This is a genomic window from Sporosarcina luteola (assembly GCF_023715585.1).
GTDB classification, from domain to species: Bacteria; Bacillota; Bacilli; order Bacillales_A; family Planococcaceae; genus Sporosarcina; species Sporosarcina luteola_D.
This window is the reverse complement of the sequence record NZ_JAMBOK010000002.1, coordinates 363,525-385,703: the sequence shown is the minus strand read 5'-3', so window position 1 is coordinate 385,703 and position 22,179 is coordinate 363,525. Positions and strand designations below refer to the sequence as shown.

At 46.7% G+C, this 22,179-nt stretch carries 22 protein-coding genes and 1 pseudogene; 7 read left to right on the top strand and 16 right to left on the bottom strand.

Going from position 1 to position 22,179, the window contains the following annotated elements:
- Positions 1–62: 62 nt before the first annotated feature.
- Together M3193_RS12350 and M3193_RS12345 are read right to left on the bottom strand one after the other, a co-directional pair.
- Positions 63–1,706 carry an AMP-binding protein gene (locus M3193_RS12350; RefSeq protein ID WP_251628071.1) on the bottom strand — a complete coding sequence of 548 codons (1,644 nt, stop codon included), beginning with the start codon at positions 1,704–1,706 and terminating at the stop codon, positions 63–65.
- 123 nt (positions 1,707–1,829) lie between these two features.
- Positions 1,830–3,389: pseudogene (locus M3193_RS12345) on the bottom strand (FMN-binding glutamate synthase family protein).
- Between the two features lie 89 nt (positions 3,390–3,478).
- On the opposite strand from M3193_RS12345, the gene nfsA reads away from it, so the two are divergent.
- Together nfsA and M3193_RS12335 are read left to right on the top strand one after the other, a co-directional pair.
- On the top strand, positions 3,479–4,210 hold the full coding sequence (gene nfsA / locus M3193_RS12340; RefSeq protein ID WP_251628070.1) for an oxygen-insensitive NADPH nitroreductase: 732 nt from the start codon (positions 3,479–3,481) through the stop codon (positions 4,208–4,210).
- A gap of 217 nt (positions 4,211–4,427) precedes the next feature.
- A complete protein-coding gene (locus M3193_RS12335) occupies positions 4,428–5,597 on the top strand; it encodes a class I SAM-dependent methyltransferase (RefSeq protein WP_251628068.1) in 1,170 nt (389 codons plus the stop codon).
- A gap of 53 nt (positions 5,598–5,650) precedes the next feature.
- Here the strand turns inward: M3193_RS12335 and M3193_RS12330 are convergent, their stop codons facing one another.
- The 9 genes from M3193_RS12330 to M3193_RS12290 all read right to left on the bottom strand — a co-directional run bounded on the left by M3193_RS12330 (position 5,651) and on the right by M3193_RS12290 (position 13,460).
- Complete coding sequence (locus tag M3193_RS12330) at positions 5,651–6,211, bottom strand: integrase (protein ID WP_251628066.1); 561 nt, start codon at positions 6,209–6,211, stop codon at positions 5,651–5,653.
- Between the two features lie 188 nt (positions 6,212–6,399).
- Positions 6,400–7,056 (bottom strand): diphthine--ammonia ligase, encoded by a 657-nt coding sequence (locus M3193_RS12325; protein WP_251628064.1) that lies wholly within the window; start codon positions 7,054–7,056, stop codon positions 6,400–6,402.
- Between the two features lie 118 nt (positions 7,057–7,174).
- Positions 7,175–7,696 carry a DinB family protein gene (locus M3193_RS12320; RefSeq protein WP_251628062.1) on the bottom strand — a complete coding sequence of 174 codons (522 nt, stop codon included), beginning with the start codon at positions 7,694–7,696 and terminating at the stop codon, positions 7,175–7,177.
- Between the two features lie 306 nt (positions 7,697–8,002).
- On the bottom strand, positions 8,003–8,500 hold the full coding sequence (locus tag M3193_RS12315; RefSeq protein WP_251628060.1) for a PCYCGC domain-containing protein: 498 nt from the start codon (positions 8,498–8,500) through the stop codon (positions 8,003–8,005).
- Between the two features lie 64 nt (positions 8,501–8,564).
- Positions 8,565–8,978, bottom strand: a complete 414-nt coding sequence (locus M3193_RS12310; RefSeq protein WP_251628058.1) for an HIT family protein — start codon at positions 8,976–8,978, stop codon at positions 8,565–8,567.
- 1 nt (position 8,979) lies between these two features.
- Positions 8,980–10,362, bottom strand: a complete 1,383-nt coding sequence (gene fumC, locus M3193_RS12305; protein ID WP_251628055.1) for a class II fumarate hydratase — start codon at positions 10,360–10,362, stop codon at positions 8,980–8,982.
- A gap of 104 nt (positions 10,363–10,466) precedes the next feature.
- Positions 10,467–11,390 carry an HD-GYP domain-containing protein gene (locus M3193_RS12300; protein WP_251628053.1) on the bottom strand — a complete coding sequence of 308 codons (924 nt, stop codon included), beginning with the start codon at positions 11,388–11,390 and terminating at the stop codon, positions 10,467–10,469.
- A 110-nt stretch (positions 11,391–11,500) separates the two neighbouring features.
- Positions 11,501–12,772, bottom strand: a complete 1,272-nt coding sequence (locus M3193_RS12295; protein WP_251628051.1) for an ABC transporter permease — start codon at positions 12,770–12,772, stop codon at positions 11,501–11,503.
- Positions 12,762–13,460 (bottom strand): ABC transporter ATP-binding protein, encoded by a 699-nt coding sequence (locus tag M3193_RS12290; RefSeq protein ID WP_251628049.1) that lies wholly within the window; start codon positions 13,458–13,460, stop codon positions 12,762–12,764. Before M3193_RS12290 ends, M3193_RS12295 begins: the two co-directional genes overlap by 11 nt.
- A 70-nt stretch (positions 13,461–13,530) precedes the next feature.
- Between M3193_RS12290 and M3193_RS12285 the strand changes: the two genes are divergently transcribed.
- A complete protein-coding gene (locus M3193_RS12285; protein WP_251628046.1) occupies positions 13,531–14,004 on the top strand; it encodes a hypothetical protein in 474 nt (157 codons plus the stop codon).
- A gap of 44 nt (positions 14,005–14,048) precedes the next feature.
- On the opposite strand, the gene M3193_RS12280 is transcribed toward M3193_RS12285, so the two are convergent.
- Both M3193_RS12280 and M3193_RS12275 read right to left on the bottom strand, forming a co-directional pair.
- On the bottom strand, positions 14,049–15,587 hold the full coding sequence (locus M3193_RS12280) for a flotillin family protein (RefSeq protein WP_285851979.1): 1,539 nt from the start codon (positions 15,585–15,587) through the stop codon (positions 14,049–14,051).
- Between the two features lie 34 nt (positions 15,588–15,621).
- Positions 15,622–16,155 (bottom strand): hypothetical protein, encoded by a 534-nt coding sequence (locus M3193_RS12275; RefSeq protein WP_251628044.1) that lies wholly within the window; start codon positions 16,153–16,155, stop codon positions 15,622–15,624.
- A gap of 223 nt (positions 16,156–16,378) precedes the next feature.
- On the opposite strand from M3193_RS12275, the gene M3193_RS12270 reads away from it, so the two are divergent.
- The 4 genes from M3193_RS12270 (at position 16,379) to M3193_RS12255 (ending at position 20,680) form a co-directional block, all read left to right on the top strand.
- A complete protein-coding gene (locus M3193_RS12270) occupies positions 16,379–16,999 on the top strand; it encodes a DUF47 domain-containing protein (protein WP_251628042.1) in 621 nt (206 codons plus the stop codon).
- A 12-nt stretch (positions 17,000–17,011) separates the two neighbouring features.
- Complete coding sequence (locus M3193_RS12265; RefSeq protein ID WP_251628040.1) at positions 17,012–18,010, top strand: inorganic phosphate transporter; 999 nt, start codon at positions 17,012–17,014, stop codon at positions 18,008–18,010.
- Positions 18,011–18,169: 159 nt separating this feature from the next.
- Complete coding sequence (locus M3193_RS12260; RefSeq protein WP_060205704.1) at positions 18,170–18,370, top strand: cold-shock protein; 201 nt, start codon at positions 18,170–18,172, stop codon at positions 18,368–18,370.
- A gap of 180 nt (positions 18,371–18,550) precedes the next feature.
- Positions 18,551–20,680 (top strand): MMPL family transporter, encoded by a 2,130-nt coding sequence (locus M3193_RS12255; protein ID WP_251628038.1) that lies wholly within the window; start codon positions 18,551–18,553, stop codon positions 20,678–20,680.
- Between the two features lie 122 nt (positions 20,681–20,802).
- Here M3193_RS12255 and M3193_RS12250 read toward each other — a convergent pair whose 3' ends face one another.
- Genes M3193_RS12250 through M3193_RS12240 form a run of 3 tightly spaced genes read right to left on the bottom strand, consistent with a single transcriptional unit; the run spans position 20,803 to position 22,106 of the window.
- On the bottom strand, positions 20,803–20,940 hold the full coding sequence (locus tag M3193_RS12250) for a hypothetical protein (protein ID WP_251628037.1): 138 nt from the start codon (positions 20,938–20,940) through the stop codon (positions 20,803–20,805).
- Between the two features lie 6 nt (positions 20,941–20,946).
- Positions 20,947–21,411, bottom strand: coding sequence for a hypothetical protein (locus tag M3193_RS12245; protein WP_251628035.1), 465 nt, complete (start codon positions 21,409–21,411; stop codon positions 20,947–20,949).
- 44 nt (positions 21,412–21,455) lie between these two features.
- A complete protein-coding gene (locus tag M3193_RS12240) occupies positions 21,456–22,106 on the bottom strand; it encodes a pentapeptide repeat-containing protein (RefSeq protein ID WP_251628034.1) in 651 nt (216 codons plus the stop codon).
- Positions 22,107–22,179 lie beyond the last annotated feature (73 nt).

The following is a 22,179-nucleotide window of genomic DNA, read 5'->3' as shown; positions in this document are numbered from 1 at the left end:
GTTGAAAAATAGCTAAACAAGCGAAGGATCTGCATTCCTTCACCTGTTTAGCATAGTGTTTTTTATGGTTGGTGACTTAAAGATTCAGTAATCGACATTTCACGTAGTTTGAATTTCTGAATCTTACCTGAGGCCGTCATCGGATATTCATCAATGAATTTAATGTAATTCGGAATTTTGTGATACGAAATATTGCCTCGGCAAAATGAACGTACAGCTTCCTCGTCAATGACCGCTCCTTTTTTCGGGATGATCCACGCCATCAATTCCTCCCCGTATTTCGGGTCTGGAACACCGACAATCTGGACGTCCGATATACTAGGATGTTTATAAAGGAACTCTTCCACTTCCCGTGGATAAATGTTTTCTCCTCCGCGGATGATAACATCTTTTATCCGTCCAGTAATGTCGATATAACCGGATTCGTCCATAATGGCGATATCCCCCGTACGGAGCCAGCCATCCTCATCTATTGCCTCGCGCGTCGCTTCCTCATTATTATAATATCCTTTCATCACATGGTAACCACGGGTGCATAGTTCCCCCGGACTTCCGACAGGCATCTCAGCACCCGTCAGTGGATCAATGATTTTCACTTCGACAAACGGATGTGGTTTTCCAACAGTGGACACACGTTTTTCAATAGGATCATCGGTTTGCGTCTGGGTGATGACCGGTGAAGCTTCCGTCTGCCCGTAGCAGATCGTGATTTCATTGGCCCCCATTTCATGGATGACGCGTTTCATCACTTCAATCGGACAAGTTGAACCAGCCATTATACCGGTCCTTAATGTCGACGTGTCGAATTTCTTGAATTCAGGATGGTTCAATTTAGAAATGAACATTGTCGGCACCCCGTTAAGTGCTGTACATTTTTCTTCCTGAACCGCTTCGAGAACACGGAGAGGGTCGAACTGCTCGAGAATGACCATTGTCGAACCATGTGTCACCGCCGCCAAATTGCTTAAAACAGCTCCGAAGCAATGAAAGAACGGCACGGGAATGCATAGCCGGTCCTTCTCCGTCAGTTTCATGAAATCCCCAATGATTTTTCCGTTATTCACAATATTATGGTGTGTCAGCATGACGCCTTTCGGAAACCCTGTCGTCCCGGATGTGTATTGAATATTGATGACATCATCAGGTGATAGACTCATCTCCCGCTCCGTCAATTCCTCATCGGTAATGCCTTCAGCATGGGCGAGAAATTCCGACCATTTATAGATTCCGGATTCCTCCCGATTTGACATAAGTATGATTCTTTTTAACCTCGGAAGCTTTTCACTAGAAACGATACCATCATTGTTATCCAGCAATTCCGGGCAGATGGAGCGGACAATGTCGATATAACACGTCCCTTTGAACCCTTCATCTAGAATAAGTGTTGTCGCGTCCGATTGTTTCAGTAAATATTCGAGTTCACTCGCTTGGTAATTTGTATTCACTGTAACAAGGACAGCACCCATTTTCCCCGTAGCAAACTGGCTCAGTAACCATTGTGGTTTGTTATCTGACCATATGGCAATATGCTCTCCGCGCTTGATCCCCATCCCGATGAATGCCTTTGCCAGCTCATCCGTCTCTCGATCAAACTCTTCATAGGTTCTTCGGATTCCGAGCTCCGGATACACATAAGCCTCTTGCTCCGGCAAAGCTTTCGCCCAATCCCTAACGACCTCGCCAACCGTTTTACGTAACAAAGACATCCACCTAACCCCTTTCTTTAAATCTATTGTTATTTACATATTATCACAAAATTCAGAAGGTGTCCTAGGTACTTCAATTCAAAAAAGGCCGTTTCGCCATTTAGGCAAAACGACTCAAGAACTTTACTCCACTGGGAAAACACGTCCTCTTTCATCCTTGTAAACAACGTGATGGCGCTCGAATTTTGTCGGAGAATCAAGCCCCGCGGCAGCCGCGATTCGAAACAACCCTTCACGCATCGTCAATATATAATTTGTTACACGGAATTTCTTTTCCTCTACGACCAACCCTCTTTGCAGATTTTTATCCGTTGTTGCTACACCTGCAGGACACTCATTCGTATGGCACCGTTCAGCCATGATGCACCCAACAGAAATCATGAAACCACGGGCTACTTGGACAAGATCGGCCCCCATCGCCAATGCGATTGCCGCTTTGTCAGGCGTCGTGATCTTCCCGGAAGCAATGATTTTCACTTGGTCGCGCACCTCATATTTCCGCAAGGCGTCATCGAGCAGGATAAGTGCCGATTTGAGCGGCAATCCGACACTGTCCGCCAAATCTTGATACGTCGCTCCGGATCCACCTTCCGCTCCATCCAAAGAGATGAAATCCGGACCTTTGCCTGTTTCTTGCATGAACGACGCCAGCTCTTCCGCATCTTCCTTCCCGCCGATGACGATTTTTATTCCGACAGGTTTGCCGCCACGGTCCCTGATCTGCTCGATGAAATCAAATAGCGTCGGGTAATCGGAGAACTGCCGAAAACGGTTAGGACTGTTGATTGTTGTGTACGGGACTACATTCCGGATCTTCGCAATCTCCTCCGTCACTTTTTAGCCTTCGACATGGCCTCCCCGCATTTTCGCGCCTTGAGCCATCTTGATCTCAAATGCTTTCACTTGCTCGATTTCCGCCTTTTCCCGGAGACGCTCCCAACTGAACTCTCCCTCCTCTGTGCGGAACCCGAATAAACCCGAACCGATTTGCGCGATAATATGGGCATCTCCCGCCAAGTGGTACGGGGACAGTCCGCCTTCTCCTGTGTTCATCCATGCCTCTTTTGCCATGCCGATCCCCTTCGACAAAGCGGTGATGGCATTCTCACCGAGCGCCCCATAACTCATCCCGGATTGGCCTAGCAGGCTCCTTACGTGGAAAGGATGCTCGCAGTTCGGTCCGATGACGACTGCATCCTCTTCAGGCAGAAGCCAAGGCAGTGCTGGAATCTCTTCCCGATGCTCTTTCCGCGAAAATAGATTGTCTTCATCCACACGGTAGCGCATCGTATGGATCAACTCATCATTATCGACACGCATTTCTTCGTTCTGCTTCGTGAACAGCGCATTGCGGATGTAATAGCCTGCTTCTTCAAAATTTCGTTTCGATCCGAAGCCGATAATGCTGTTCAAATACTTTCCGGGAAGCACCATATGCAAATATTCTTCACGATTGAAAGGCTTTCCTTCGTGATCGGCGTTAAATAAATACTGACGCAGCTCCGGCCCCGTCTTTTCCAGCACATACCGCATCCGTCCGAGCACAGGATAGTTCCGGAGAACGGAATGCTGCTTCTGCCGTTTGTCATAAAAATAAAGATAGATAGCGATTGAAATGGGAATGACGACTAAAATTAGGACGAGCAATGTCGTCGTCAACGATATACCTTCAAACCAATCCATGCGGACACCCCTTTTCTAAGCGTTATGAGTAGTGTAACATGAACGTATTCACGCAATATAAAATAACAAAATATTCTGGAGGGAAACATATGGTCATCGAATTATTAACTTCACATGCATCCGTACGAAAATATAAGGACATTCCCCTATCGAAGGAAGACGTCCAGGAACTGGTCCAAGCAGGCCAGCATGCGGCAAGCTCCCATTTTGTCCAAGCCTATTCCGTCATCCATGTCACCGACCAGGAAAAACGGGAACAACTAGCTGAGCTTTCAAAGAACAAGAGGCAGTTTCTATCCGCCGGAGCCGTATTGATTTTCTGTGCAGATTATTGCCGATTAGCAAGAGCCGCTGCTTTACATGGAAAGGAAATCGATTATTCCCATGCAGAAAACGTGCTCGTCGGCTCCATCGACGTAGCGCTCTTCGCCCAAAACGTAGCCATCGCGGCAGAGTCGAAAGGATACGGCATCTGCTATATAGGTGGTATCCGCAATGCCCCTGAGGAAATAAGCGAGCTACTGGGAATCCCGGATGGCGTCGCGCCAATGTTCGCAATGTCCATTGGCGTTCCTGACGAAGCGAACGAAGTGAAACCGAGATTGCCGGTCGAAGCGATCATCCACGAAAACAGCTATGACGCTGGCAAATACGACGAGCTCCTGCCTTCCTACGATCAAACAATGCACGACTATTACCTTAATCGCGGGTCGAACCAAAAGGACACGGCATGGTCCGTACAAATGGCCGACTTCCTCGCCGAACCGAAACGGACTTACATGAAGGAATTCCTGGCGAAACGCGGATTTACATTTAAATAAACACATTTTAACTCTCTAAAAATGCATAAAGTGCTCCAAAAGCTCATAAATCCATTTATTCGAGCATAAATCGCTCCAAATACGCATAAACGCGATAACTCGCGCATAGATCTGTTTATCCACGCATAAACGGCAGTTCACTTCACGGGATTAGCAAACGCTAATCCCTTTTGATATTCTTATAAGTACATACTCGCCCGAAAAGAGGTCCAACATTATGCAATTTGAAGAACTAGTCGATGAAATCGTCCGCCGAATTCAGGAAGGATCATTCATCCAAGGAACGATCAGCCAGCCCCGTTACAAATCGACCGGCTTGCAGAAAGTGAAACTAAAACCGGTGGAACTCAAAAAAGAAGTCCATATTCAATTTGAATATCACTACGAGCGTATTTTGAAACATGAAAATATAAAAATATCTGACATTCGGACAACTCTGCGTCAACTATTGGAGCAGTTCAAGCAGATGCATGCGGAATTCACGGATGAGAAAGTCCATATACAGCTGACGAAAAAATTCAAAGTTTCCTGGAAAGGTGAAAAGGCGGCTATAGCGAAAAAAGTCGACTTGTCTCATAACCGCAAAAAGAATTATCTATTGAACGAAGAAACCCCTTATCCGTTCCTCATCCGCCTTGGCGTGCAATCTCCAGAAGGCAAGGTGAAGAAGCAGAAATACGACAAATTCCGGCAAATCAACCGCTTTGTTGAGTTCATCGATGACGCACTCGCTCACTTGCCAAAGGATCGTCCCGTCCGTATTTTGGACTTCGGTTCCGGTAAATCCTATTTGACGTTTGCCCTCTATCATTACTTGCATATCGAAAAAGGGTTGGATATCAGAGTGACGGGGCTTGATCTGAAAAAGGAAGTTATTGAAGAATGTAATTTGATCGCAAGAGATCTGGGCTATGAACAGTTGGAGTTCCTCGTCGGTGATATTAACGACTATAACGAGGAAACGTCCGTGGACATGGTCGTCACATTGCATGCATGCGATGTTGCAACGGATATGGCATTGGCGCGCGCTGTCAAATGGGGAGCGGAAGTTATTTTGAGCGTCCCTTGCTGCCAACATGAACTGTTCTCTCAAATCCAATCGCCTGCTCTTGAAGTGATGCTCCAACATGGCTTGATCAAAGAACGCTTCTCGGCACTTGCAACCGACTCCATCCGCGCTGAAATCCTGTCGCTCGTCGGATACGAAGCTCAGCTGCTTGAATTCATCGATATGGAGCATACACCGAAGAATATTTTAATCCGCGCGTATAAGTCTGGTAAAAAAACGACTGCGGAAGGTGTCGCCAAATACGAAGCATTCCGTGATTTGCTGAACGCAAAGCCATTTTTGGAACGGGAATTAAAAGCAGCCGGGTACTTACAATAAAAATGCATAAAAAAACCGCCTCTGACTTCATCAGACTGGCGGTTTCTTGCATGTTATACAGATAATAATTCCTCTTGCGTGTAAATAAATCCATTATAAATTCTCAAATCATCCTCATATGCTTCCCGATATGTCGAAAGGCTATGCAATTTCACTTTTGCAAAGCTGCCTCCATCAACGATTCCGAAATAGCTGTTTAGGATTTCAGCATTGGCCCATGCGGTTTCCTCGAAAGCAATGTCTGCTTCATGCTCCTCAATCAGCGCCTTCATCAACGGCAGATCGGTAGGACGTTTTTCAGCCGCCGCCAGTTTTTTCATGAGAATGATTTCTTTTGTGCGGTCGAGTGAGTCGAGCAATGCGTTACGATCCATTGCATGTCCCAACTCGTGGATGGTCAATACGCGAAGATATGTTTCCAGTGGCATCGATTCGGAGAGTTCTTGACAAGCTTTTTGTACACGGTCAATATCGACAATCACTTCATCCTTAATGAAATCATACATCATATTGACGCCTGTGCTTTCCTGCTTGAGCTCCACATCCATGTTCACGGCACGGATGGTCGATTCGATTACAGCGACGATTTGCGATTCCGTCATTCTATCTTTCATTCTCTTTCCCTGACACCCTTTACTGTAGTTTCTATATAGATGTGCCAAATGGCATGTATTCTATTTTCAGCTTTTCACAAGCAGCTTTTTCATTATAAATAAATTACAGACGTATTTCAATAGACAAATTCCAACTTACACCAAATTGTCAAAAACCTGTTAACTAACTAAGTTGGCAGATACATTCTTTATTTCACTCCGACATCTAAGAATACATATCCGTCCCGCTCATGCTTACCTCTGAATTCGATAGGCACACGTTTCTTGAAAACCGGTCCATCGACGACAACGGTATGGAATTCCCCCGATTCCCCACAAGAATCAATGCCAAGCGACTCGAGTTCATCCATCAATTCGATCGTGAATTCACGCCCTATGAATTCTGCAGGCATCATTTTCGTATTGACCACTACAATGTATGCTTCAAAACCCGCATGCACAAACTCCTCTAATAATCGACGACGAGGCTCCATCCATAGGGGGTGAACTGCATTCATTCCGACTTTTGCACATGCTACTCGAACCCATGTCAAATGATCCTCGAGGTCGATATCCCCAAAAACTCCATTAGTGATGCCCGCTTCTACGCATTCCCTCATTGCATCTAAAAATTGTTCTTCGTAGCTGTTCCAGTCGGCACCACGGATCATCAAAGGACTACCTAGGCTGTCCGCCTGCGCCCGGATAATTTCCAATGGCAAAGCATGTGATTTCGAACGTTCTTTATCCTTCTCGAACATCGTCCATATCCGTTTCGGTACTTTTCCTGACTGAAGTGCTCGGTAATACGCCAATGCCGAGTCCTTCCCGCCACTCCAAGAAGCGACGAATGATTGATTGTTCATTCTGCAACCCACATCCCTTACGTTATAATGGTGTCAACAATGCTTATTGGTAATGGACTATTCATTCTATGATATCTGAATCAAAAAAGTCCCCGTACTATCTTGTCGGGGACTTTCCTTATTCAGCGGCTTCCAATGAGAAGCCGTTTATACGTAGTTCATCAATCGTCTTCTTCAATAGCTTTAAGTGGCACTTTTCGTACAAGCCGACAATCGGAAACCATTGTTCTAAAGGCATCGAGCCAAGATTCGGATGCTTGAATGACTTCTCACGCAATTGGTCTTTGCAGCTGCAATCATAGACATCGAGCAAATAAATTCTCGAGTTATGAAGCTCCTCTTTAATTTCCGGAATTGATTTATACGTATGTGTCGGTTGCGTTTCTATAGGAAGATCCCCTTTAACGAGCAAGCTTCCAGAAAGGACGATCATTTTCTTTGAGGCTTTTGGACTCTTCGGATTCTTCAATTCTCCTGCGATTCTTGAAGCTATATATGTTTCCATCAATGCAAGGTGTTCCAGGATCTGCTTTGGAGACCAGCCGCCTGTTGACGGAGTTCCGTTGAACTCTTCATCAGTCATCCCATCGATGGTTTGATAGATTTTTCTGCGGATTTTATTATTCCCCTCAAAAACCATTATATCTCTCCTCATGTAGAACGAAATAGGAGCATTTAATTCTCTCCCACAGCATACGACGTTTTGAAGAAAAATTAAAGTGGTAAAAACATATTCAGAAAAATAAATTGTTGGTAATAACTGTAATAAAGATGTTTATGCTTTTTTAAACAGAGTTAGCGTAGATACAAGCATTTATGAGGCATTTCAGTGTTTTATGCGCAGCTTCTATGATTTATGAGCTTTTCGAGCAATTTATGCGTCTTTCCTAAAGTTTATGCGCGTATTGTAAAAAACGCTCCATCCTTGTCGGATGGAGCGGTGTGCTTATGCAGGCATCGGCGTGTCTGTCGGTTCTGCATAGCCTTCTTTGTATGTTTCATCGATGATTTCACGGATTTCTTTCATCGACTTGCCTTCTTGTTTCATTTGTACCGATTTGACTGCAATCTCTAAGCATACGAGACAGCGAGTTCCATGGTCGTCCCAGACGACAGAACCGTCTTCGCGGATTTCATCGACGAAGCAGTTCAAGTTGTTGCCATGTCCGGCGCTTTCACCGCAGCCGCAGTAGCACGGCATATAAGTTAGTACATCAGAGGCGGATGCTGCAACTTGATAGACAAGGCGCATATCCTCGGGCTTGTCATCCAAAAACTTCGGCAGGACTGCGGCTGATTCAGTCACTTCCTGCAAGTCCCCATTCGGCAAATGTTTTTCATGGCCCACTTCTAAATGTCCGTCTTCCGCGTGTTGTTGCGCCTTATCACCGCATGCGGACAGGATAAGAATCAGTATAAGCATGAAAGGCAAAAGTTTCTTCATTCATGTCTACTCCTTTACTAAGTCATTGTCCTTCCATCATATCGGATAACGAAAAGGATTAGGGTTACAACTTTGTGGACATTGCGCCGCGTTTGTTCTCTTTCTGCTTGATCCAATAACGGATGCCCTTGCCAGCTAACGGCTCATCTGAAAACCGTGGAATGACATGCAGATGGGCGTGCGGAATTGACTGCCCGCCCACTACATGTGTATTCCATCCGATCGTATAGCCTTCATGGGTATAACGTTCTTCCAAGTATGCCTTCGCTTTCAGCAAGAGCTCCTGTGTATCCCGCCACTCCTCAGGCGTTAATGAAAACACATTTTCCACATGCCGTTTCGGTACGATTAAACCGCTGCCTTCCAACACTTTTTGCTCGGAAGGCTTTAGGATATAGGCGCATGTTTCTGTCTCAAAAATTATTTGCTGTTCTGGATCCCCGGTCAAGTTACAGTAAGGGCAATTTTCTTCGTACATGTTAGCGACCGATCATCTTGGCCGGATCAACATATTCATCGAATTGCTCTTCTGTTAATAAACCCGTTTTCAATGCAGCTTCCTTCAACGTCGTGCCTTCTTTATGAGCCGTTTTCGCGATTTTCGCTGCGTTTTCATAACCGATATACGGGTTAAGTGCAGTTACGAGCATGAGCGAGTTTTTCACTTTGCTATCAATCTCTTCCCGGTTCGGTTCGATGCCGACCGCACAATTGTCATTGAAGCTGCGCATGCCGTCTGCAAGCAGCTTCGCAGATTGCAGGAAATTGTAAATGATGACCGGCTTGAAGACGTTCAATTCGAAGTTGCCTTGACTTGCCGAGAATCCGATTGCCGCATCATTCCCCATCACTTGTGCCACGACCATTGTAAGAGCTTCACTTTGTGTCGGATTGACCTTGCCCGGCATGATGGAGCTGCCCGGTTCATTTTCAGGAATTGTAATTTCACCGATTCCTGAACGCGGGCCGCTTGCTAACCATCTTACGTCGTTCGCGATTTTCATCAAATCCGCTGCAAGGGCCTTCATCGCACCATGTGTATAAACGACTTCGTCATAGCTCGTCAGTGCGTGGAATTTATTTTCAGCTGATGTGAAAGCGATGCCGACCGATTTTGATATTTCTTCAGCGACTTTCTCACCGAATCCTTTCGGGGCATTCAGTCCTGTACCGACGGCAGTTCCGCCGATAGCAAGTTCCTTCATGGACTGCACGCTTTCATTCAGCATTTTTTCCGTCTTTTCAAGCATGCGATGCCAGCCGCTGATTTCCTGGCCCAATGTAAGAGGCGTTGCGTCTTGCAGATGTGTACGGCCGATCTTGATGATATCCATGAATTCGTCGGATTTATCGCCGAGCGTTTTTTTCAACTCTTGTAATGAAGGAAGCAATTCACGTTCCACAGCGATCACGCCCGCGACGTGCAGTGCAGTCGGGAATGTGTCGTTGGAACTTTGCGATTTATTCACATCGTCATTCGGATGAAGTCGCTCTTCTTCGCCCCACTCCTCCAACAGCTGGTTGCCGCGGTTCGCAAGCACTTCGTTCATATTCATGTTCGATTGCGTTCCGCTGCCTGTTTGCCAAACGACGAGCGGGAAATGGTCGTCCCATTTGCCTTCGATCACTTCATTGGCAGCCCTCACGATTGCTTTCGTTTTCACTTCCGATAGATTGCCAAATGAGTTGCTCGCAATTGCGGCCGATTTTTTCAAATGGGCGAACGCACGGATGACGCCGAGCGGAATCCGTTCTCCACCGATTTTAAAGTTCTGCTTGCTCCGCTGTGTCTGCGCGCCCCACAACTTATCCGCTGGTACTTTGATTTCTCCAAACGTGTCATGCTCGATACGATATTCCATTTTCCCTCCGCCTTTCAATAGATTATTCAAACTCCTCTATCTATCATGCACCTTTTTAGAGTTTAAATAAAATGAAAAGACCCGGTTATCCGAGTCTTTACGATTCAGGCAAGTATCTTTTTCTGGTATATTTCTATAAATCTATCCACTACATCGGGATGGAATTGTGTTCCCTTGCCTCTTATCAGTTCCTCGAATGCCTCTTCTGCTGTCACCGCCTTTTTGTAGACGCGTTCCGTTGTCATTGCGTCGTAGGCATCGACGACGGAGACGATGGCGGCTTCCAGGGATATTTCATCCCCTTTCAGTCCATAAGGATACCCTTTACCATCGTATCTCTCATGATGCTGCTCCACGATGAATGCAGCATCCTTCAGCCACTCAACTGGATGGGCGCGCATTATGTTGGCACCGGCTTGGGAATGCATTTTCATGATTTCCCATTCTTCCGGTGTTAGCTGTCCGGGTTTATTTAAGATCTCGAGGGGGATTGCAAGTTTGCCAATATCATGGAAGTGAGCACCCCAACGCAGCAACTTCAGTCTGCTTTTCGGCTGGTCCATCCGCTTCCAAACTTCAATGGCATATTGCCTGATCCTATCGCAATGGTGATACGTATAGCCGTCTACAAGCGCTACTGCATCAATTTCGGTTTGCAATGTTTGGGTTTCGTAAAATAATTGTTCGTAGAAGTCCGCGTCCATCTTCATGAGGATTTCCGCATCGGATGTTCCGTAAAATGTGACGACTTTGTCATAACAGGAAGCATCCATCGTTTCACCGATATGCATTTTTGTGCGAGTCCCGCGGTATTCGATATCTACTTGACCATCGAGTAATGTGTACGTTTCGACAATTGTGTTCTCAGGATTGTATTGGGCGCAGAACGAACCCCCTTCATTCAATGAAAAAAGGGCTTCCGCAACTTTCTTCCACCGCCCCAAATACGTGATCTGTCCCGACGTCATCCGTAATACGGGGGACAGGACATCTATTTGTCGGGGTGTGCAGTTTCGAGTAGTTCCCATAGGCATCCTCCGTCAGGCAGGTTTCTATCTCTCCGCATGTTTCCTCCATTATAACGAACAATGATGGGAACTTCCATAGTTATTTTTGAATAAATAGAATATACTTTCTTTTATAATTCCTGTCTCAGTGCCTGAATGACGTCAATTTTTGTCGCTTTGCGAGCCGGGCGCCAGCCAGAAATCATGGCAACTGTAATGCTGATTGCGGATGCGATGATGACAAGCTGCCATGGAATGATGGAAAATGTGATATCCATGCTTGCGATCTCCTCTTCCCCGAGTGCAGCTGAAACGATGATTGGCAATACCATATTGGCAATGAAACTGACGCCGTAAGAAATGATGACTGCGATGATAGTCCCTAATATACCGATCCAGGCACTTTCCATGAGGAACAGTCTTTGGATCAGTTTCGGACTTGCTCCGATCGCTTTCATGACGCCGATTTCACGAGTCCGTTCCGTGACAGCCATTGTCATCGTGTTGAAGATGCCGATGGAGGCAATTAAGATTGCAATTGTACCGACGAAGACGAGGCCGGCTTTGAATGCGAGGAAGAAGACGTCAAGCTGTTCGAGTTGATCAGCAATCGAGTAAACAGAATATCCTTCATCTTTGAGCGCCTTGCTGACAGCTGTGACGTTTTCCAAGTTCTCGGCATAGACATTGACGTTCCCATAGAACAGTTCGCTATTCTCGTCATCAACGTGACTAGTAAAAATCCTGGTCAAGTCAGGCATGATGGCTGCATCCGCATAGATATTGAAATCCATGATCCAATCCTTCGCCGGCTCTTTCGCGACGCCCACGATGGTCAATGTTATTTTTTCCGGGAACAGTTCCTTTTCTTCATACAATCCCATTTTGTATGTGAACTGTTTGCCGATTAAAGATCCTTTATATGTTGAAGGCTCCGCTTCCCTGTCAACCGTATTTAATTCGATCAGATTTTCTGCGAAGTCGTTTCCGACAACAACTTCATATTCATTCTCCGGCAAGCGCCCTTCTTGTAAGGCAAAGCCCGCTTTGGCTTCCTCTTGGAATTCTGTGACCGTCATGTTATGGCTGCCGATGAATCCGTCTAGTTCCGATTGCTGATTAATGCTTACAGATTGGCGGAAGACGACCGCTTTCACATGTTCACGTTTTTTCAGTTTCTCCACTTTGGCCAGATCCATCTCACTTGAATACACTTCTATCTGGTTGATTAATCGGTTATCGAGTATTTCGTTCCGCAGCGTGTCGTGGATGCCGAACCCTACGGAAGCAAGCACGATCAGGAAAGCTGTCCCCATCGTTGCGGCAAGAATTGTCATGAAGACACGCAGTTTGTTTTTTTTGATATGTTGTCGGACGAAATCGATTTGATCGTTAACTTGCATGTCCGACACCCCCTTCCGTTAATTCACCGTCATGCATCTTGTAAACGCGATCCGCGGTTTCCGCTACTGTGTCGTCATGTGTAATGATGATGAATGTGATGCCGCGGGTTTTATTGAGCGATTGGATGAGCAGCAGGATGTCCTGCTCTGTCTCTGAGTCAAGGCTCCCAGTTGGCTCGTCCGCAAAGATGATCGGTGGATCGGTGATGAGCGCACGTGCGATGCTCACCCGCTGCTGCTGACCTCCCGATAATTCATTCGGATAATGGTCTTGCACCTCTGTCAGGCCAACGAGCTGAAGAAGCTGTTGGACTTTTTCCCGGCGAATCTTTTTGGCAACGCCGGCGAGTTTGAGCGGCAGCTCCACATTTTCAAATGCCGTAAGACCCGGCATGAGCTGGAAATTTTGAAAGATGAAGCCGAAATGATCGAGGCGGAATTTAGCGCTCTCCGCCTCACTGAAAGCGGATGTCCGCACGTCGCCAATCTGAATGATGCCGGCATCCGGCTTAAGGAATCCCGCCAATATATGAAGAAGCGTCGATTTCCCCGACCCGCTCCGTCCGACGATCGAAACGATTTCTCCTTCCTTGATTGCAAAGGACAGCCCTTTTAAAACCGGAACTTGCCTCTCCTTGCCTTTCTTGCCGATTTTGAATGAATGTGTTAATTCCTGAACCTGTATCATGATTTTCCCTCCAAGCTAGTAACTGTTTCTCATTGTACGGTGAGAATCTTAAGGGGGAGTGAGGAGAAAAATGAAGAAATTCTTAAGATGTGGGTGGACTTTGGGCGCGGGCGGCATCACTTTGGACGTGGAGCAGCTTGCTTTGGGCGCGGGGGGCATCACTTTGGGCGCGGAGCAGCTTGCTTTGGGCGCGCGGGGCATCACTTTGGGCGCGGGGCAGCTTGCCTTGGGCGCGCGTGGCATCACTTTGGGCGCGGAGCAGCTTGCTTTGGGCGCGGGGGCATCACTTTCGGCGCGGAGCAGCTCGCTTTGGGCGCGCGTGGCATCACTTTGGGCGCGGAGCAGCTTGCTTTGGGCGCGCGTGGCATCACTTTGGGCGCGGAGCAGCTTGCTTTGGGCGCGAGGGGCATCACTTTGGGCGCGGAGCAGCTTGCTTTGGACGCGGGGGGCATCAATTTGGGCGCGGAGCAGCTTGCTTTGGGCGCGGGCGGCATCACTTTCGACGTGGCCGTGCTTTGTCGCGCCTAATGCTTTTGACAAATAAAAAACACCCGTACCACGAATGTGGTACGGGTGTTCAAGTAAAGCTTATTCCTCATCAACAGGTTTCGGTTTGACTGGTGTCGGCTTCGTACGAAGTTCTTCCGCCAGGTTATCGATGCTAGGACGAAGATTGTTTTTACCAACGTAGCTTTCCATCATTTCTTTTACATCGATGCCTGATGAGGCTTTCAATGATTCCTGCAATGTAGACATTAGGTTCGTTGCGTAGGATGTCACTTTATTGGCTCCGCCGCCTTCACCGCCGCCCGTGTCGACGACTGTGATCTTATCGATGTTCGAAAGCGGGCTTGCAACTTGCTTCGCGTATTCAGGGATCATCTTAACGATCATGTCAAGCACAGCTGCCTGGCCGTACTGTTCGAACGCTTCCGCAATTTTGCGTTTCGCTTCGGCCTCGGCAAGACCTTTCAGGCGGATGACATCGGCTTCAGATTCACCTTGTGCACGTTGCGCATCGGCTTTTGCCAAACCGTCAAGGCGGATTTTTTCAGCTTCTGCCGCAGCACGTGCTTCAATGCGGTATTTCTCTGCTTCCGCTTCAGCCATTTGACGAGACTTATCGGCGGCAGCGTTTTGCTCGATCGCGTAACGGTCCGCGTCGGCCTTTTTCTTAACTTCGGAATCATATTGCTTTTCACGGCGCAGAATCTCTTTCTCTTCCAACTCGATCTGCTTTTGACGCTCGATGATTTTGACTTGCATCTCCTGCTCTGTAACTTCCTGCTTCGCACGTGCGGATTCAAGCTCATACGCTTGGTCAGCGCGTGCTTTCGCGACATCTTGCTCGCGGCGGTAGTCAGCAACTTTCAACTGATTCTCCTTCTCCGCTTCAGCAATTTCCGTAGCACGTTCGATTTCCGCTTTTTGTGCTTCCTTCGATGCTTCCGCGTTCTTGATGCGCGTCTCTTTTTCAGCTTCCATTGTGGCAATATCGGCATCGCGTTTCACTTGGGCGATACGCGGTTTACCGAGTGAATCCAAGTAGCCGTTTTTATCGCGGACATCTTTAATTGTGAATGAAACGATGATAAGCCCCATTTTAGCCAAGTCTTGTGACGCTACACGCTGCACTTCCTGGGAGAACTTATCACGGTTCTTATAAATCTCCTCGACCGTCATGGATCCTAGAATGGAACGCAAATGCCCTTCCAGCACTTCCTTCGCTTCGTTTTCGCGGTCGGCTTTCGATTTTCCTAAAAACTGCTCCGCTGCCGTCGCGATTTCAGAAATCGATCCGCCGATCTTAATGATAGCTGTTCCATCTGCCATGACTGGAACTCCTTGTTCTGTATACACTTCAGGCGTCGTCACTTCTAGTTTGCTTGAAAGCAAGCTGAGCGGTTCCGCTTGTTGGAACACAGGGAAGACGAACGCTCCCCCCCCACGGATGATTTTGATCCGGTTGCCCGAGTCATCCGTATGTACATTTTTCGATCCTAAATAACTTCCTGTGACGATTAGCGCTTCATCCGGCCCGACTGTCTTATACTTTGAAATGTAGACGAGTATGACAGCAAGCAAGATGAACACTACAATACCAATGACAACGAGTGTTCCTGGCATTCCGATTCCCCCTTAATGGATTGGTTTGATTTGATCACTTGAAGCGGAAAGGCTCATATTCCTTAACGATGAACGTCCCTTCTTTCACTTCGATGACCAACACTTCTTTTCCGTAGTCGATCGCTTTGTTTTCATACCCCGCAGCCCTTTTTGAAATGATGCCGTTCACTGTTTCAATGATGATTTCGCCAAAGCCATCAACCGGTACCGGAACGATGACTTTGCCGACTTGGCCAGTGAGTGATTCATCGGTGTAAGCAAGCGATACTTCTGCGGATTTCAAAGGAAGGAGCACGAAGAAATATAGAAGGAAGTCCAATGCGGTCGCTGCTCCAAGCGCAATGATCAAGATCAGCATATGATTCCATTCGGTCGTCAACTCCAAAATATAACCGACTGCTGATGTAAATGAAATGAATGCAAGAATGACTGCGGGATCCAAAATTGGACTCGCATCGCCAATCCCTTCTGCAATGTCACTGAATAGAATGTACAGCACGGTCGCCAATCCTGCGATTATGAGCACGGTCAAATAGACATGGATGACCGGCATACCGAACACTTCCATCCTTTCACCTCGCCTTCTCCTATTTGAATTCTACTATACATACGGGCTACCGCTAATAAAGTTTCAAAATTCCTGGAAATAAATTTCGATTTTTTCACCATATGATCTCACCCAAGTTGTCGATAAAAAAATAAATCAGCCCGTATATTTGTACTTATTTCATTGTTTTTTGTTATGATTAGGCTACAAAAAATTGATTCCGGAAACGGATGGAGGCTTAAAAATGTTCAGTCCACGTAAAACCGATCCTTTTTTCGCAGCTCTTTTGGAGATTGCTGAGCATGTCCAAGAAGCGATGCACTATGCGAATGACTTTAAAGTGACGTCGGTTGCAGATTTAAAAGAAGTAAGCATTAAATTGAAAGAGTATGAGACAGAAGGGGATGATTTGATTCACGACCTTATCTCCAAGCTCAACATTTCTTTCATGACGCCGATTGAACGGGAAGATATTTTGCAATTGGCCATTAAGATGGACGATATCCTCGACGGAATCGAACATTTCGCAGCGAATCTTGAAATGTTCTCGCTCACGGAAATCGATGAATATGTCCAGAAGTTCATGGATAATATCGTGAAAAGCTCCGATGAAATCGTCAAGGCGATGGAATTGCTTGCGAAGAAGAAACTTGTCCAGATGCGGGATCACGCTGTTTTGATCAAAGAATATGAGCGGATTTGCGATGAGGTCCTTCGCACATCGATTAAACAGCTGTTCATCCGTGAAAAGGATCCGATCCGTATCATCCAGTTCAAGGATATTTATGAACTGCTCGAAGACATTGCGGATCATTGCCAGGACGTGGCAAACACACTTGAAACAATCATCATGCGAAACGCGTAAGGAGCAGCAATTATGGAATTAGTATTGTTTCTCACGATAGCTATCGTAGTTTTTGCGCTCGCATTCGATTTCATCAATGGGTTCCACGATACGGCGAATGCCATTGCGACTTCGGTATCGACTCGCGCATTAAAACCGCGGACAGCCATTTATATGGCTGCAATTATGAATTTCATCGGCGCATTGACATTTACAGGTGTTGCCAAGACGATTTCAAAAGACATTGTCGATCCGTTTATGTTGGATAAAGGATCTCTTGTCATTTTGGCAGCCCTTACTGCTGCGATTGCATGGAATTTAATCACTTGGTATTACGGCATTCCTTCGAGTTCGTCGCATGCGTTGATCGGCTCGATCGCAGGTGCCGCCATTTCAGCGGCCGGGTTCGGGGTTTTGGAATACGGCGGATTTATCAAAATCATGCAAGCCCTACTCATTTCCCCGTTCATCGCAATTGCGGCCGGGTTCCTGATGATGACGCTTTTCAAGGTTTTATTGAAGAACCGGAATTTGTTCAAGGCGAATAAACGGATCCGATATTTGCAGATTGGAACCGCGGCTTTGCAAGCATTTACGCACGGTACGAACGATGCCCAGAAGGCGATGGGAATCATTACAATGGCATTGATGGCTGCACAGTTGCAGACGGGCGACGATATCCAGCTTTGGGTTCGGATTGCTGCTGCCACTGCGATGGGGCTTGGGACATCCATCGGTGGATATAAAATCATTAAGACTGTCGGCGGAAAGATCATGAAGATCCGCCCAGTCAATGGAGCAGCCGCCGATTTGAGCTCCGCCATGATTATTTTCGGGGCGACGCTTATCCACTTGCCTGTCAGCACGACGCATGTCATCTCTTCCGCAATCATGGGAGTCGGCTCCGCGCAGCGTGTTAAAGGCGTCAAATGGGGAGTTGCGAAAAAAATTGTCCTCACATGGGTGATTACAATGCCCATTTCTGCTGCTCTTGCCGCTATTGTGTATCAAATTTTGAATTTATTATTCTAATACAAAACTTTTCACTTGCATTGCCAAATGTCGTCTGTTATGATAAAGGAGAATTATTTTTGTTCGGCGCGATGGTCACGTTGTAACGTTTGACCGCTTCAAGACTTGAGCAAGGATAGTAACACAATGTGTACTTCTGTACACAAGGAGGAAACAAACATGGAACAAGGTAAAGTAAAATGGTTTAACGCAGAAAAAGGTTATGGCTTCATCGAACGTGAAGATGGCGACGATGTATTCGTACACTTCTCAGCTATCCAAGGCGATGGCTTCAAAACTCTTGAAGAAGGCCAAGACGTGACTTTCGAAATCGAACAAGGTCAACGCGGACTTCAAGCAACTAACGTTGAAAAAAACTAATTTGAATTAACCCTTCAAAACCACTTCCTTCGGGGAGTGGTTTTTTTCGTTGTCTCTGGACTGTTTACATCGACCCTCCCGCTTCAGACCAATTCTCCCAAACTATCCCTTTAAAAAAGACATTCCTATCCAATTTAGTTATGATAAGGAGCAGACAGAAAGTTTGGGGAGGACGATGGTATGCGCACACTTGCGCTTTTAGTTACGAAGCATTATAAAACGATCCTGATAGCTTGGATTGCACTTTTCATTGCCATGGCTATTTTCGCAATCCGTTTGCCTGGGCTGCTCGCGGGTGATGGCTTTAGAATGGATGGAGAGCACGAACAAGTGATGAAAATCGCTTCTGAGAAGTTTGATTTACCAGCAGAAACGATGTTTGTCGTTTTTGATGAAGTTAGTGATGCAACGATTGCGTCCACTTTGACTGAAATTGAGAAGCTGGATCTTGCTTCCGAAGTCGTTTCCCCGTTGAATAACGAAGAACAATATACGAAGGATGTCTCCTATGCATTGCTCCACTTTGAAGAGAACGGCAAGGATATGTCCAAAGTCGTCACAGATATCCGGGAAGCGATCGGTGATGAGAAAGGCATTGTGCTGACCGGCCAATCCGCCATTACGAAAGACATCAACAGCGCGAGCCAACGCGATTTGATGAAGGCGGAGGCAATCGGCTTGCCAATCGCAATTATCGTCCTTCTCTTTGCATTCGGTTCGCTAATGGCGTCGATGGTTCCGTTGATCGTCGGGGTGGCGACAATCGTAACGACGTTCGGCGTGTTGGCTTTGGTTGGCGGACAGATGGAGTTAGCTATCTTTGTATTGAATATCGTTCCGATGCTTGGGCTCGCTTTGAGCATCGACTTTTCGCTTCTGTTCATTAGCCGCTACCGGGAAGAGCGATTAAAGAACGATGTACTGGAGGCTGTTGGCACAACGATCCGCACGGCGGGACGCTCTGTCATTTTCTCGGCCTTTTGTGTGTTCATCGGTCTCGGTGCGATGTTTATAATCAAAGTTGAGATCTTCCAGAACATTGCGCTCGGCGGGATGATTGTCGTCGGTATGGCGGTTCTCAGTTCAGTAACGCTGCTTCCAGCGATTTTGATAATGCTCGGCGACCGTTTGAATAAGGGCCGCGTGTTAAAGGTGAAGGAAAACGGTTCAGACCGATGGAGGCAGTTCGCCAATGCCGTAATTAAACGGCCCATTCTTATTACGATTGTGGCGCTTGTTTTACTGGGCATTGCAATAATTCCTGTTAAAAATATGGATTTGACGATTCCACAGATCGATTCATTGCCGGCGTCGTATGATACGCGGGCTTCGTACGAATTGATGGATGACGCTTTCGGGCTCGGTAAGCGGTCAAATGTGTACTTGATCGCGGAACGGAGTGGAGGCTGGTCTGACGCGGAAGGCTTACATGCGTTGAAGGCATTGGAAGAAGACCTGGCAGATGATCCATTGGTCGACAAACTGACTACAATTTTCACTGCTAGTGGAGTTGGATCTCCTGAAGCATGGGAGCAAGCGATGCAAGTTCCTGAAATGAAGGCGCAGCTTAAACCTTTGCTTGATTCATTCGTTAAGGATAATCAATTATTGATTCCAGTGACGCTTCAGGCGAAAGGCTCGTCCGACGAAGCGCAGCAATGGGCGCGGGATTGGTCGGAGCAATCGGAATGGAATCTGTTGGTCGGAGGTCAACCGAAGTTCAATCAGGAGATTTTCGATGAGATTTTCGGCAATATCGTGTCTGTTCTAACGATAATCCTTGTATCGACGTTCATCATTCTTATGATTGCGTTCCGCTCGGTGCTTATTCCGTTGAAGGCGATTTTAATGAACATCGTCGGGCTGTCCGCGACGTTCGGAATTCTCGTCTATATATTCCAATACGGTCATTTCGGAATACATCCCGGAACGATTGCACTCATCATTCCGATCCTCGTCTTCAGTCTCGTCTTCGGCTTGAGCATGGACTATGAAGTGTTCCTCATTTCTCGGATGCAGGAGGAGTACGCGAATACATTCGATAACGATCATTCGACGGTCGAAGGGCTGGCGACAACAAGCAAGATCATTACATCCGCAGCATTGATCATGATTGTATTGACAGGTGCATTCGCGTTCACAGACGTCATGCCGGTGAAGCAGATCGGCGTCGGCATCGCGATTGCGGTCGCCATTGATGCGACGATCATCCGCTTGCTGCTTGTTCCGAGTCTAATGAAATTATTTGGCAAGTGGAACTGGTGGATGCCGTTTAGGAAAGGTGAATATAAAGCTGGGAATTGGCATTAAAAGAAAAGGCGCTTTTTGCCTTTTCTTTTTAAGATTGAAGCGACCCGAGAGGCTGCCGACCGGAGCTAGATGACAATAAAAACTGCCTGGACAACGATCTTATCCGTTTGGCCAGGCAGCTTTTAATTTTTATCATTAATCTCAACTTGTGGGCTTTCCTGCCGGTCTTTATCAAACTGTGCAGTCATCGCAAAATAGATCATTGCAACGACTGCGATGACAAAGACGACGAGCCCGATGACGAGCGTTCTTCCCTTCATATGGCGTCACCCCTTGCTAAGCTTGAATTTCTCCTCTACCAAATAGTCGACGGCTTCCTGATAATCGCCGAAGCCCTCTTCCAAATTATACCCGTGGTAAATATTGAAAAAGCCTTCTTCCCCAAGCAACGTCAGCTTCTGGCCTTCCTCATTCACCCACACCTCTTCAATCGATTCCTCTTCTTCAGCCTCTTCGGTTGAAAGTGCACGGATGGCGTCGCGGATTGCCTTTTTCAACTCTTCTTCCGTCGCTTCACGGATGTTGACGAGCCCGCGGTCATCCGTCTCGTAACCCGGGACCCCTTCCAGGTATACAAATCCGTTGCCGTTTGGATGAAGATGCTGCACGACGACTGTTTTTTCATATAAGCTATCTTCAAAATGGTAATTGAGCCTCTTCATCGAAACTTCTTTCCGCGTCAGTTCAGGGAATGTCTCAATGATTTGCTGTTTTTGTTCAAATGTTAGCATGTTTTGGCCACTCTTTCTTTGTCAAATGTCTTTCCAGTATACCATCATTCATCCCTCACCGTTAGACCTAGCGCACGCGCAAAACCGAGTGCCTGCTCCGTCGAAACGATGCATCCCGCAATCTTCGGCACTGTCACTTCGATGCGCTCGTATGTATTGTCGGATAAATCCACGCCATCCAAATCGGTTTCCGAGAAATTCGCATCGTCAAGCTTGCACTTTTCAAATCGGACCTGTTTGAAATCGCATTCGTAAAAATCGCTATCTTCTAAGTTGCACTCCGCGAACTGAACTTCCTTCATTTTAGAAAAATTGAAGTTCGCATAGCGGGCGTCACATTCCTTCATGAGGAGATGTCCTATATTGGAATTGGCCATATCTGTACCCGTCAGCTTGGAAGCAATGATTTCGCATCGGTGGAACATGACATTTTCCATTTGGACGTTTGAGAAATCGCATGTCTGGAATAAAACATCGACGAATTCTGCGCCTCTCCAATCACTGTTCGCAAATGACATATCCTTGAACATGCAATTATCGAACACGAGGCGCTCCCCATCTGCACCTGGCATTACACCACCTTCGAACCTCGCTTTTTCTATGAACCCATCCCGGTTCCATATATCCGAAGGCCTCAACAGCTCATGTTCCAGAGACAATTTCGGTTTCACCCGCTTGTCCTTTTTATTCGCCATGCAATCCCTCCTATCGCGTCTTCCATTCAATAATAATGACGAGCAGTATGACAACTATGAACGCCAACATATA